The sequence below is a fragment of the Arthrobacter sp. N199823 genome, from assembly GCF_002929705.1.
Lineage (GTDB): Bacteria > Actinomycetota > Actinomycetes > Actinomycetales > Micrococcaceae > Specibacter.
On the sequence record NZ_PJIN01000005.1, the window covers coordinates 288,773 to 301,858 of the forward strand.

Here is a 13,086-nt window from a genome sequence, read left to right on the forward strand (position 1 = left end):
CTCTGGAAATCTGTGCAGGTGCACTGAATTTGCCTTTAAGAGACGAGTTGTTGACTATGAGGCAACTTCAAGGTCGCAATGGAGCGCCTTCACCTATGGCACGCCTCGAACGTTGCGCTAGATCACAACCCTGTCCCGAGGCTGGTAGTAGACACTGCAGCCGCTGGCGGTAACCATCGCACGCAGCTCCCCCAGAGATTGCGGCGCTGCACCCGCCGCGCGCGCCTGGACCAGCACGTTGCCGAGCGCCGTGGCCTCCACTGGCCCGGCCACAACCGGCAGGCCCGTGGCGTTGGCGGTCAGTTGGCACAGCAGCTCGTTTTGGGATCCGCCGCCCACAATGTGGATGACGTCCACCGATTTGCCTGAGAGCTGGGCGGCCTGGTGGACAGTGGTCGCATAGGAAGCGGCGAGGCTGTCCAGAATGCAGCGTACGACGGCGACTTGCCGGGTTTCCAGCGTCCCGCCCGCTGCGTTGACGGCGGCGCGGATGCGTTCGGGCATGTTTCCGGGGGCAATGAAGTCCTCGGAATCCACATCGATGAGCGGCCCCCCGGCCGGCTCGGCAGCCGCGGCCGCCAGCAGCCCGGCGAGGGACAGCGCAAGCGGGGCAGACGCGGAAGCCGGGGACCCGGCGTCGTGCGCTTCCTTCTCCCATCTCCGCATCGACTCGCTAAGCAGCCACAGGCCGCCCACGTTGCGCAGGTAGCGGGTGGTGCCGTCCACGCCGCGCTCGTTGGTGAAGTTCGCCGACCGGCTGGCCTGCGACAGGACCGGAGCATCTAGCTCAACCCCCACCAGCGACCACGTGCCGGAGGAGATGTAGGCAAAGTTTGGGGCTGTGGCGGGAACTGCGGCCACGGCGGAGGCGGTGTCGTGCGACCCTACGGCCACCACCAACGTTGCGGCAGTCAGCCCGGTGCGCCCGGCCAGTTCCGGCAGCAGCGTGCCGATGGTTTCGCCGGGCTCAATCAGCGGCGGGAACAGCTCGGCCGACAGGTCCAGGGCAGCCAGGAATTCGGTGGCCCAGTCCCCCGCCACGGCGTCATACAGGCCCGTGGTGGAGGCGTTCGTGGACTCAGTCCGGCGGTTGCCGGTGAGCTTGAACGCAATGAGGTCCGGGATCAGCAGCGCCTGCAGCCCGGCGAGATTACGGCCGGCTGCCTGCTCGGCAGCCAGCTGGAAGATCGTGTTGAACGGCAGATGCTGCAGGCCGGTGGTTTCATACAGCCGATCCGGACCGAGAACCCCGTGAACCCTGCCCACTTGCGTGGCGCCGCGCCCATCGCGGTAGCTGAACGGCTGGTTGGCGAGCGTGCCCGTGCCGTCGACGAGACCGTAGTCCACGGCCCAGGTGTCGATGCCGATGCTGGCGATCACGTCGCCAACGGCCGCCGCATGGTCCGCGGCTGCTGCCAGCCCGATGAGCACTTCGGCGAACAACGCATCGAAGTCCCAATGTAAGGCGCCGTCATGTTCCATCACGCCGTTGGGGAAGCGGTGCACCACATGCAGTTCGGCTTTTCCACCCCCAACGCCGCCGACGATGACGCGCCCGGAGGACGCGCCAATGTCGACGGCGGCAAACAATGCCGCACCAGGTACGGCGGGAGCAGCTGTCATCGCAGGAAGGCTGCGGCCACGCCGGCGTCGACGGGGATGTGCAGGCCCGTGGTGTGCGAGAGCTCAGCGCTGGTGAGCACGACGGCGGCGTTGGCCACGTTTTCCGGCAGCACCTCACGCTTGAGCAGGGTGCGCTGTGCGTAGTACTCGCCCAGCTTCTCCTCGTCCACCCCGTACACGGCCGCGCGTTTGGCGCCCCAGCCGCCGGCGAAGATGCCCGAGCCGCGGACCACGCCGTCGGGGTTGATGCCGTTGACACGAACACCGTATTCGCCCAGTTCCGCGGCTAGCAGGCGCACCTGGTGGGCCTGGTCGGCCTTCGTGGCGGAGTAGGCGATGTTGTTGGGACCGGCAAACACGGAGTTCTTGGACGAGATGTAGATGATGTCCCCACCCATGTCCTGTTCGATCAGCACCTTCGCGGCAGCCTTGGACACGAAGAACGAGCCCTTGGCCATGACGTCGTGCTGCAGGTCCCAGTCCTTTTCGGTGGTTTCCAGCAGCGGCTTGGAGATGGAGAGTCCGGCGTTGTTGACCACCAAATCCAGGCCGCCGAACGCCAGCACAGCGGCATTCACGGCGCCTTGAACGGCGGCTTCGTCGGTGACATCGGCCTTGATGCCGATGGCAACATCCGGCCCGCCCAGTTCCAGCGCCACTGCCTGGGCAGCGTCAAGGTTCAGGTCCGCGATGACAATGCAGGCGCCTTCGGCGGCCAGTCGGGTGGCGATGGCCTTTCCAATGCCCGACGCCGCACCCGTCACCAAGGCGATGCGGGTGGCGTGCGACTTGGGCTTGGGCAGGCGGGCCAACTTGGCTTCCTCTAGCGCCCAGTATTCGATGCGGAACTTCTCCGCCTCGTCGATCGGCGCGTAGGTGGACAGTGACTCCGCGCCGCGCATGACGTTGATGGCGTTGAGGTAGAACTCACCGGCAACGCGTGCTGTCTGCTTGTTGGCGCCGTAGGAGAACATGCCAACTCCAGGCACCAGCACGATGGCCGGGTCCGCGCCGCGCATGGCGGGCGAATCGGCCACGGCGTTGCGCTCGTAGTAGTCGGCGTAGGCCGTGCGGTACTCGGTGTGGAGTTCCTTCAGGCGTGCGATGGAATCCTCCACCGAGGCGTCCGCCGGCAGGTCCAGGATGAGCGGGGTGACCTTGGTGCGCAGGAAGTGGTCGGGGCAGCTGGTGCCCAGTGCACCCAGGCGCGGGCGTTCAGCCGAACCCAGGAAATCCAACACGGCGGCGTCGTCGCTGAAATGGCCAACGGCGGCCTTGTCAGTGGAGGCGAGTCCGCGGATGGTGGGAGCCAGGGCTGCTGCCTTGGCGCGGCGTTCGGCTTCCGACAATGCGCCGTAGCCGGGCAGCGCCGCACCGAACGGATTCTTGCGGCCGTTGGCGTTGATGTAGGCCTCTGCGGTTTCGATGATCCACAGCGAGTTTGCTTCCGCTTCTTCGCTGGTGGCACCCCAGGCGGTAATGCCGTGGCCGCCGAGAATGGTGCCGATCGCGTCAGGGTTGTGGTCCTTGATCGCAGCAATATCCAGGCCCAGCTGGAAGCCGGGTCGGCGCCACGGCACCCAAGCAACCTTGTTGCCGAAGATCGCCGCTGTCAGCTCCTCGCCGTCCGCCGCTGTGGCGATTGCGATGCCCGAATCCGGGTGCAGGTGGTCAACATGGGCGGCGTCGACGAGGCCGTGCATGGCAGTGTCGATCGACGGTGCGGCACCTCCCTTGCCGTGCAGGCAGTAGTCGAAGGCGGCGACCATCTCGTCTTCGCGCTCAACGCCGGGGTAGGTGTTGACCAGGGCGCGCATGCGGTCCAGGCGGAGCACTGCCAGGCCGGATTCTTTAAGGGTGCCGAGGTCTCCGCCGGAGCCCTTGACCCACAGCAGTTCCACGTCTTCCCCGGTGACGGGGTCCTTGGCGGTGCCCTTTGCGGAGGTGTTGCCGCCGGCGTAGTTGGTGTTGCGCTTGTCGGCACCCAACCGGTTCGAGCGGGTGATCAGCTCAGCCACCGTGTCGGTGCCGGGAAGCGCGGTGGCGGGGGCCGCCGTCGTGCTTGGTGTATCAGTCACGTTGCTCTGCTCGCTCATTGTTAGGCACCCCATCCGGCCTGGGTTCCGCCCACGCGCTCGTCGTTGATTTGCTTCTGGTACCCGCTGGCGGCAAAGGCGGCCATCGGGTCCGCGGGCAGGCCGCGGGATTCGCGCCATTCGGCGAGGACCGGGCGCACGTCGGTGTAGAAGGCGTTGGAGAAGATGTCATTTGCACCGAGGACGTCGCCGGCGTTCTGGGCTTCGGTCAGGGCTACGCGGTCCACGAGGAGTGCGCGGGCCGTCATTTCCTGCACGTTCAGCACCGAGCGGATCTGGCCGGGGATCTTCTCTTCCAGGTTGTGGCACTGGTCGAGCATAAGTGCCACACCGGAGTCGGCGCCGAGGCCGTCGCCGCGGATGACCTCGTACATGATGCGGAACAGCTGGTAGGGATCGGCCGCACCCACGATCAGGTCATCGTCCGCGTAGAAACGCGAGTTGAAGTCGAAGGAACCGAGCTTGCCCAGGCGCAGCAGCTGCGCCACGATGAACTCAATGTTGGTGCCGGGGGCATGGTGGCCGGTGTCGAGACAGACGAGCGCCTTCTCGCCGAGGGCGAGGGTCTGGGCGTAGGAGGTGCCCCAGTCCGGGACGTCCATGTGGTAGAAAGCCGGCTCGAAGAACTTGTATTCGAGGACCATGCGCTGGTTCTCGCCGAGGCGGGCGTAGATCTCCTGCAGGGAATCGGCGAGGCGGTCCTGGCGGCCGCGCATGTCGCCCTGGCCGGGGTAGTTGGTGCCGTCGGCGAGCCAGATTTTCAGGTCCCGGGAGCCGGTGGCGTCCATGACGTCGATGCATTCAAAGTGGTGGTCGATCGCCTGCCGGCGGACAGCTGCGTCCACGTGCGTCAGGGAACCGAACTTGTAGATGTCGTCCTGGAAGGTGTTGGAGTTGATGGTGCCCAGGCCCACGCCATGGTCGCCTGCGTAGGCGTTCAGCGCGTCATAGTCCTCGACCTTGTCCCACGGGATGTGCAGCGAGACCAGCGGGGCCAGGCCTGTCAGCTTGTGCACCTGCGCAGCATCGGCGATCTTCTCGTGCACCGTGCGGGGCGTGCCTGGCGTGCCGAAAACCTTGAAGCGCGTGCCTGAGTTGCCGTAGGCCCATGACGGGACCTCGATGGCCAGATCGTCCAAGCGGCTCAGGGCCGCTGACATGTCATTCATTTGCGCTTCCTTCGTTGTTGTTGCTGGCAGCAGCCAACTGTTCTTCAAGATTGAAAACTTCGTCGAGGACAATGAATCCTTCATCCGGATTGGCATCCGACGGCGGGAATAGCTTGGCCATTTCGGCCTGCCACCTGCCGTTGACTTCCGTCAGCGCCATGCGGGCACGTGCCGCGTCCAGGTCGTCGCACTCGACAATGCCGATCAGGAGCCCGTCGTCGCCCAAGTGGAGGGTGTAGTCATTCCACCCGCCAGCCTTGAGTTCCCGGAGCATCTCTGGCCACACTTTTGCATGGGCTTCCCGGTAGGCCTGGAGTCGGTGGGGATCCACCGCAGAACGAAAACAAACCCGCATTGCCAAACCTCATTCTTGAAACGATTCATTATTACGATTCAACGTACACTTGATATCAAATCAATGTCAACCGAAACTCGCCATTAAGACGTCGGCGATCGGTTGGCGAAAAAGTGGAGGAGTTTCATGCGGCCCGCAAGTATCAAGGACGTTGCCAACCATGCAGGCGTAGCCGTGGGCACCGTGTCAAATGTCCTGAACTATCCGGAGCGGGTTGCCTCAAAGACCCTGGACCGCGTCCAGGCATCCATTGCCGAACTCGGCTTTGTCCGCAACGATGTGGCCCGCCAGCTGCGGGCAGGTCACAGCCGCACCATCGGCCTGATTGTTCTGGACATCGGCAACCCCTTCTTCTCTTCCCTGGCCCGGGCGGCAGAGGACACTGCCGCGGAGGGAGGCAACGCCGTCGTGCTTGGCAACAGCGGGCACGACGCCCAGCGGGAACTGCACTACATAGACCTCTTCGAGGAACAGCGTGTCCAGGGCGTGCTCATCTCCCCCGTCGCCGAGAATTCCAAGCGTCTGGCAGCGCTCACGGCACGCGGCACCAAGGTGGTCCTGGTGGACAGCCCCTCCAGTGAAGACGAGTTCAGTTCCGTCTCGGTCGACGACGTCTCCGGTGGCTATATGGCCACCAAACATTTGCTGGACATCGGCAGGCGCAGGATTGCGTTCGTGGCGGGGCCACAGCAGTTTCACCAGGTAACTGACCGGCTCTCGGGTGCCATGCGCGCGGTGGCAGAAGTTCCCGGCGCCACCCTGGAGGTTCTGCAGGCGGCAGACCTGACGGTGCTGGCCGGTCGCGGCGTGGGTGACTCCCTCGTGGAACGCGAGCGCAGCCTTTTGCCCGACGGGCTGTTTTGTGCCAATGACCTCCTCGCACTGGGTGTCATGCAGTCGTTGACGATGTTGCACACCTTGCGGATCCCCCAGGATGTGGCACTGGTGGGCTACGACGACATTGACTTTGCCGCCTCTGCGGTGGTGCCGCTGACCTCTGTCCGCCAGCCCACCACACTCATTGGGCGCACTGCGATCGAACTGCTCACAGAACAGCTGGAATCGCCGGATGCCGGCCCGCGATCAGTGGTCTTCAAGCCAGAACTGGTCGTGCGGGCAAGCACCGGCTCTTAAGCAGCTGTGGCAGCAGCCGGGCGGTCCGTATACTTTCGGACCGCCCGGCTGCTGCCACAAACCTGGAGTCAATGGCGCCCGTGTCCATGACTGCGGCATTGCCTCAAGGCAGCGGAAGGATGTCCTCCGCCGTGACGGTCCAGCTTCCGTCACTGGGGAAACCCGGCGCCGTTTTTCCCCCGTCCCAGCCAACGGCCATGAGGGCGACGGCGGTGAGTAGGCCGCCATTGCCCGGCAGGTAGAACGGCAGTGCGTCGGTCTGAAAATTGTGGCCGTTCGCGAGATACGTGTTCTTGCCCCGTTCCATGAGAAGCGCGTCCACGGCGTCGTTGGGGCGGTTCAGGCGGGCAGCAGTCATGGCAATCATCGGATAGTCCCAGCCCCACGTGCTGCCCCAGTCCCAGTCAGAGAGCACCCCATCCAAGGTCCTGTCCATGGTTGCCGGGTCAATGGCCGAGGTTTCGGGAACCACCCCAAGGGCGGCCAGCATTGAGGGGTGGTCCGTTCGGATGGTAAATGGCGGCACAGAGATGGCACTGTAGACCCCGTCCGCGGTGTGCGGCTTGGCCATGTCGCGGGCGGTTTCACTCCACCCGGGCGCGTCGGCCAACCCCAGCCGGCGCCGCCATTGCTGCGCGGTCTCCAGTGCCCAATTCCAATAGGCCAGTTCGAAGGTGGGGTTCTCCACCCGGTCCCGCATGAAGCCGTAGGATTCCTGGGCGGGCACCAGCGGCGGCGGCAACTCCACACCGTTTTCAGTGCGGAGGCCAAAACTGGCCATGAAGGCCGCCGTTTCAAAGACGAGCGTGGCGTACTTCGCCAGCACTTCTTCCCCTTTTACCGGGTCCATTCCCGGGGTCTGTGTGGCGCGCCAAACCAGTTCGGCCAGGTAGATGGGGTGCGGCTGCTGCCAGATGAGAAATGGTCCGATGTCGCTGGGGCTTTCCCTCCCGTCAAGGGCAACTTGTTTGGGCCAGCGCACCCCCGCGAATCCCTGCCTGGCTGCTGTTTCCTGCGCACGGTCCAAGATGGTGAAGTACCAGTCAAGGCTGTCAGTCAGCAGGTCCTCCCGGTTCCACAACGGGAAGTGGGCCCCGTGCCACCAGTGCATCTCCAGGTGGAACCTGCCGCGCCATGAGTTGACAGCCAATCCCGTCTCCTGGGGCGGGGCCGAACCGCTGCAGTTGACAGCCATCAGGTACTGGGACAGGACAACCCTCCGCTCGAGTTCGGCGGCCCGGGGATCGGCGCTCCCGGCAAATTCGATCATGCCTCCGTTGAGCCAATGGGCGCTCCAGTGCTCGGCTGCCGCCTTCCTGATTTCAGCAAACGTCTTTCGCGTGTCTTGCGGCCCGCCCTGGGCAGGGGTAAATGCAACACTAAAGGTCAATTCGGAAGAGGTCCCTGCCAACAGGAAATCGTGGGCTCCCACGCTTGTCAGCTGGGCATTGTCAGCGGCTATATGGGCGCTAAATCGGGTGCCGTCGAGAACCCTTTGGATTTCCCATCCTTCTGGCTCAGCACTGAAATCGGAACTGTGTTTGTCCGGCTGGTCCCAATCGGCGGCATTGCCCCAGGCCTCACTGCCGTAGGGAAAGGAAAATCGGACGGCAGGCGGGCGTTCCCCGGTGGACCGGATGGAAACGGCGAGCGTGTCCGAGTCCGGGTCCACCACTGTCAGCACGCAAAATTCTGCACCTGCCACGGCAAAGGCGCTTGTCAGCAACCCCTCCCACAAGTCCAACTTTTGATCAATGCCGCCGATGTCGTGGGCCTGGATGGAGTCCAGACCGGCGGATTCCGAAGCCAGCCCAATATTGGCAAGCATCAGCCGGTGGGGATTGTTGCGCAGCCACGTCTCCTCGGGCGATCCATCATCCAATTCGGTTGCACTGGTTTTTCCTGCCAAATCCACATATGGAACCCGTCCGCGGGGGCTTGAATACTCCTGCAAGGACACCGACAATGATGGCTCCTCGTCAACCGGGGTGGAGTGCCACGCCCACGTCGACTGGGTTCCCAACAGCGAACCTCCTTGTTCAACGTACCTACCGGGTGCGGGATAGGCATCCGGGATGGTTTGCAGCCCGGTAACGTCTGCTGTGAAGGCAAAATTGCCGTTGCCGACCGTCAGCGGCGATCTCGGATCCACGGCATTGAAACTGACATTGTGTCGCTGGACCAGGGCTTTCCTGTCAATCACAGGTGTTCCTTTCAGGGAGTGCGGGCGCCGGGCAGGCAGGGCAGGCGCAATTACATGATCGCGTTGGCGCTTTCCTGCATCCATTGCTTGGCAGCTTCGGCGGGACTGGCCTTGGCAAAAAGGACATCCGTATTGATGCGTGCGGTAATTTCACCCACCGCAGTTGAACCGGTGGGCCCGATGAACGTAGGCGCAAACTTGGTTTTGCCCACGATGTCCAAGTAGGCAACTTCCGCCTGGCCACTGGGGGTCAAATCGGGCGCAATGGCTGCTCTTATGGCGGCACTGCTTGACACTCCGCGGTCGTTGAGAATCAGCTTGGCGGCCTCCTCGCTGTTGACAAGGAAGTCGATCAGCTTTGCTGCCGCCTCTGACTTCTTGCTCTGGGCCGAGATGGCATAGTACTGGGAGGATTGCAGCCAGATGCCCGGGGTTGGGGACTCGCCTGGGAGCCGCATGAGTTTCAGCTCTTCTCCCGCCGCTGCGCTCATCGCTTTGAGGGAGTTGCTCCATGTCAGCATCGCACCGGCCTTGCCGGTGCCCATGAAGCTTTGTTCGATGCTGATATTGGCCTGCTCCACGAGCACGGTGGCGCTGGGCGATGACTTAGAGTCAACGAGCGAGAGCGAGAAGGCAAAGTAGTCCTCGACGGTCTGTGCTGTGATCCCAAGCTTCCCGTCCTGGGTGTACAGCGCCTCGCCGCGCTGTCTGGCGAATGCATCGAGTGAATCGTGGGTCAGCACTGAAGCGGAGCCGAAGGTGCCGTCCGGGCTGTTGGCGCTGATCGATGCTGTGATCGAGCGGAACTGATCCCAGGTCCAGCTGGAATCGTCGGGAATATCCACACCTGCAGCCTCGAACACGCTCGGGTTGATCACCATGGCCAACGCATTGGCTCCGGTTGAGACACCATATTGGACTCCTTTGACCTGCCCGTTCGATACAGCCGACGGGTCCAAGCCGGACAGATCCAGGGCGCCGCCCACTGTTCCCAGATCCAGCAGCGCGCCGCGGTTGGCATATTCTGCCGGGTAGGCGCCACCGAGGGTAAAGACATCGGGGGCATCCTTGGCGGCAACGCTGGTGGCGAGCTTGTCGAAGTAGCCACTGAAGTCACCATGCTCCCCCTTGACCTTGATTTTGGGGTTTGCCGCCTCAAACGCCGCGATGACCTTTTCCGTAGCGGAGGCCCGTTCCGCGTTGCCCCACCAAGCGAAGCGCAACGTTACTTCCGCGTTCGGGTCCGAGGAGGTGTCCTCCGAGCCGCAGGCGGTGGCGAACAGGCCAAGGGCAGCAGCCCCAAGTACGGCCTGGCTGAATTGACGGCGGTTAATGCTGATCGACATTGATCCCTGACTTCCACTAGAACTTCTCAAACGATGACAAAAATGGCAGAAAGCGTTTTCTGTCTGAAACGTATCAACGATATTTTCACCCGTCAAGAGCTTTTGTTGTCATTGTCTACAAATATGACCACCGCCCACCGCCGCAGAGGGCGCGCGGAGGCAATAGACGCTCCGAACCCCGAAAACGGGCAATGCATCCACTGCGAAACCGTGACCCTGCGGGCTGCGACGACACGGAATTCACCGCCCCGGCAGTGGTGCCCCAGATGCCGGTCCGTCAGCCCTCCACGCTGATTCGGGGCAGTGCGCTCAAGCCGCTTTCCGAGCAAATGGAGCCGCCGAATGCCGGGCCACAGTCGATGGTCTCCAGGCCAGAACTGGCAGCGCTGGCACGCGCAGCCGCCTGAGGCAGAACTCATGAAAACGCCGGATCCTAAATTTTCCGGCTCCCGGCCGCCCATCCGGAGTGGCAGTTTCGCACACAAAAATGAATCGTGTCAATCTTTTGAAAATCCCTTGACCCTCCGCTTCGCAGGTGGGTACGCTCAGCCAAGCACGGAAAGCGTTATCCCCAAGACGGGCGAACCGCCCAGAGATGGATTCGACGATGAATCTCAGCAACCATCCGTTCCGCACCGCACTGGCCCTGGCGGCCTCCGCGGCTTTGGTCTTTGGCGTGGCACCACCTGCCGGGGCCAGCCCCGGTGATGCAGCCCCGGACGGCATCCACCTTGAGGCCCTCGACAGGGGGCTCGTGGCTGTCTCTACCTCGGAGGGCGTGTTCCTCAGCTGGCGACTGCTTGGCTCCGAGGCAACCGGGGCCACCGCAACGGGCCTTGCCGGACCCAGCTTCACGGTCTACCGCAACGGCACAAAGATCGCTGTCGTCACAGACAGCACCAACTACGCAGACACCAACGGAACGGCAAAGGATCAGTACTCCGTGGCACCGGTGGTCAACGGCGTCGAACTGGATGCAAGCAGTACTGCAACGGCCTGGGAAAGGGGCTTCCACGACATTCCACTGAAACGGCCCTCAAACGGCGTCACGCCAGCAGGCGAGAGTTACACCTACTCGGCCAATGATGTGTCGGTGGGCGACGTGGACGGCGACGGTGCCTACGAATTCATCGTGAAGTGGGATCCCTCCAACTCAAAAGATGTCTCGCAGGTGGGCTACACCGGCCCGGTCTTCATCGATACCTACAAGCTCGATGGAACCCTACTGAACCGCATTGACCTCGGCGTGAACATTAGAGCCGGCGCGCACTACACCCAGTTCATGGTTTATGACTTCGATGGAGATGGACGCTCAGAAACGATTCTCAAGACCGCACCCGGCACCAAGTCCACCGGCTTCGCCGCCAACGGCACAGTCAGCAACGAGTCCTTCGTGACGCTGCCGAAAGTCGACCGTAAGGCAGGCTGGTCCAACAGCGACGACTACCGCATGAATGCCTCGGATTACCATGAGCACCTGGTGGACGTGTTCCAGGGCTGGAGCGAGCATCCCGAAGTGGCGGCAGGCAACTGGCCGGCCACTTTGGAAGAGGCGTTCGGCATTCCGGTAACCCATAGCTACCCGCTGTCACACTCAAGTGCCGTGGAACTGGTGGACTATTTCATGGACGTCTACGCCCCGTCACGCAGCTCCCGGAATCAGCTGCGCAGCTTTGAGGGCTTCATCGTCGACGGCCCAGAGTACCTGACTGTTTTCGACAGTGCCACCGGTAAGGAACTGCAGACGGTGGCCTACGAGCCTGGCCGCGGCGACGACGGCCTGATGTGGGGCGACTACGCCATGGCCCGGATCGAACCAGGCAACCGGGTGGACCGTTTTCTGGCCGGCGTGGCCTATCTTGACGGCGAACACCCGTCGGCGGTGTTTGCCCGTGGCTACTACACGCGCACCACCATGGCCACTTATGACTGGAATGGCAAGGCGCTGACGCAGCGCTGGATGATCGACAGCGGCCATGCACCCATGAGTAACCCGTTCAACGACTCCCCGCACGGCCGTGACGGCACGGATCCCACCTACGGGAAGATCACCACCCAGGGTTTCCACTCACTGAGCGCCGCCGATGTTGACGGTGACGGGCGGCAGGAAATCGTGTACGGATCCACAACCATCGACGACGACGGTTCTGTGCTGTACAGCTCCTTCGATGAGATGCCGCCGGGAAGCGCTGAACCCGGCGCGAATGCCCGGCTGGGCCATGGCGATGCCATGCATGTTGCGGATATTGATCCAGACCGCCCAGGCTTGGAAATTTTCACTGTTCACGAAGGTGGAACCTGGGCTCCCTACGGTTCGGCACTGCGCGATGCCGCCACAGGAGAAATCCTGTTCGGCGCCTACTCCGGCAAGGACACCGGCCGCGGCATGATCGGCGACGTGCGCAGCGATGTGCCCGGGATGGAAGTTTGGTCGAGCATGCCTGGTGGCACCGATGCCAGCGGTCTACTCAGCTCCACTGGAACAGTACTTTCCGCGGCGACGCCGGGCACGAATCAGTCCATCCACTGGTCCGCTAACCTCACAACCGCACTCGTCAACGGCAGCGCAGATGGCACACCCACCATCGACAACTGGGAAACGGGCAAAGTTCTGACCGCCACGGGCACCAGCACGAACAACGGGACTAAGGGAACGGCGTCGTTGGTAGCGGACGTATTGGGTGACTGGCGCGAGGAACTGCTGGTGCGAACCACAGATTCCAGCGCACTGCGTATTTTCACAAGTACAGAGGTGACCACACACAAGCTGACCACCCTGATGCACGATCCGCAGTACCGGGTGGAGGTGGCAAGGCAGAACACCACGTACAACCAGCCCGCGTACACCAGCTACTACTTGGCCAGCGACATGGACTTCACTAGGGTTCCCCTGCTGACGCAGCCCGCCACGCCCGCGGCGCCAAAATTTGTCAACGCCGGAAAGTCTCCACACGGCATAGTGATCACTCCCAACAGCGCCACAATGGACTATTACATTGACGGGGTGAAGGTGAAACACGGCTCCACAAAGGTCCTCCAAGCATCCGTCACCGTCATGGCGGTGCCGAAGCCGTATGTGTCCATCGCGGACGGTGCCACCTCAGAGTGGCGGCATACCTTCAAGAAATAGCCAGCCACATTGCTTGAAGGATACTGCACT

At 62.9% G+C, this 13,086-nt stretch carries 9 protein-coding genes; 3 read left to right on the forward strand and 6 right to left on the reverse strand.

The window, feature by feature from the left end:
- Positions 1 to 117: 117 nt before the first annotated feature.
- Genes CXQ93_RS13285 through CXQ93_RS13300 form a run of 4 tightly spaced genes read right to left on the reverse strand, consistent with a single transcriptional unit; the run spans position 118 to position 5,243 of the window.
- Positions 118 to 1,623, reverse strand: coding sequence for a rhamnulokinase family protein (locus tag CXQ93_RS13285; RefSeq protein WP_104110904.1), 1,506 nt, complete (start codon positions 1,621 to 1,623; stop codon positions 118 to 120).
- On the reverse strand, positions 1,620 to 3,701 hold the full coding sequence (locus tag CXQ93_RS13290) for a bifunctional aldolase/short-chain dehydrogenase (protein ID WP_374953407.1): 2,082 nt from the start codon (positions 3,699 to 3,701) through the stop codon (positions 1,620 to 1,622). The genes CXQ93_RS13285 and CXQ93_RS13290 overlap by 4 nt, the downstream gene beginning before the upstream one ends.
- 20 nt (positions 3,702 to 3,721) lie before the next feature.
- Positions 3,722 to 4,888, reverse strand: coding sequence for an L-rhamnose isomerase (gene rhaI, locus CXQ93_RS13295; protein ID WP_104110906.1), 1,167 nt, complete (start codon positions 4,886 to 4,888; stop codon positions 3,722 to 3,724).
- On the reverse strand, positions 4,881 to 5,243 hold the full coding sequence (locus tag CXQ93_RS13300) for an L-rhamnose mutarotase (RefSeq protein WP_104110907.1): 363 nt from the start codon (positions 5,241 to 5,243) through the stop codon (positions 4,881 to 4,883). Before CXQ93_RS13300 ends, rhaI begins: the two co-directional genes overlap by 8 nt.
- 126 nt (positions 5,244 to 5,369) lie before the next feature.
- Here CXQ93_RS13300 and CXQ93_RS13305 point away from each other — a divergent pair, with 126 nt between their 5' ends.
- A complete protein-coding gene (locus CXQ93_RS13305; protein ID WP_104110908.1) occupies positions 5,370 to 6,377 on the forward strand; it encodes a LacI family DNA-binding transcriptional regulator in 1,008 nt (335 codons plus the stop codon).
- Between the two features lie 103 nt (positions 6,378 to 6,480).
- On the opposite strand, the gene CXQ93_RS13310 is transcribed toward CXQ93_RS13305, so the two are convergent.
- Positions 6,481 to 8,580 carry a hypothetical protein gene (locus CXQ93_RS13310; protein ID WP_181036155.1) on the reverse strand — a complete coding sequence of 700 codons (2,100 nt, stop codon included), beginning with the start codon at positions 8,578 to 8,580 and terminating at the stop codon, positions 6,481 to 6,483.
- A gap of 50 nt (positions 8,581 to 8,630) precedes the next feature.
- Entirely contained in the window at positions 8,631 to 9,926 is a 1,296-nt protein-coding gene (locus CXQ93_RS13315; protein WP_104110909.1) for an ABC transporter substrate-binding protein, read from the reverse strand.
- Between the two features lie 191 nt (positions 9,927 to 10,117).
- Between CXQ93_RS13315 and CXQ93_RS13320 the strand changes: the two genes are divergently transcribed.
- Positions 10,118 to 10,333 (forward strand): hypothetical protein, encoded by a 216-nt coding sequence (locus CXQ93_RS13320; RefSeq protein ID WP_104110910.1) that lies wholly within the window; start codon positions 10,118 to 10,120, stop codon positions 10,331 to 10,333.
- A gap of 200 nt (positions 10,334 to 10,533) precedes the next feature.
- Positions 10,534 to 13,056 (forward strand): rhamnogalacturonan lyase, encoded by a 2,523-nt coding sequence (locus CXQ93_RS13325; RefSeq protein ID WP_104110911.1) that lies wholly within the window; start codon positions 10,534 to 10,536, stop codon positions 13,054 to 13,056.
- Positions 13,057 to 13,086: the final 30 nt, after the last annotated feature.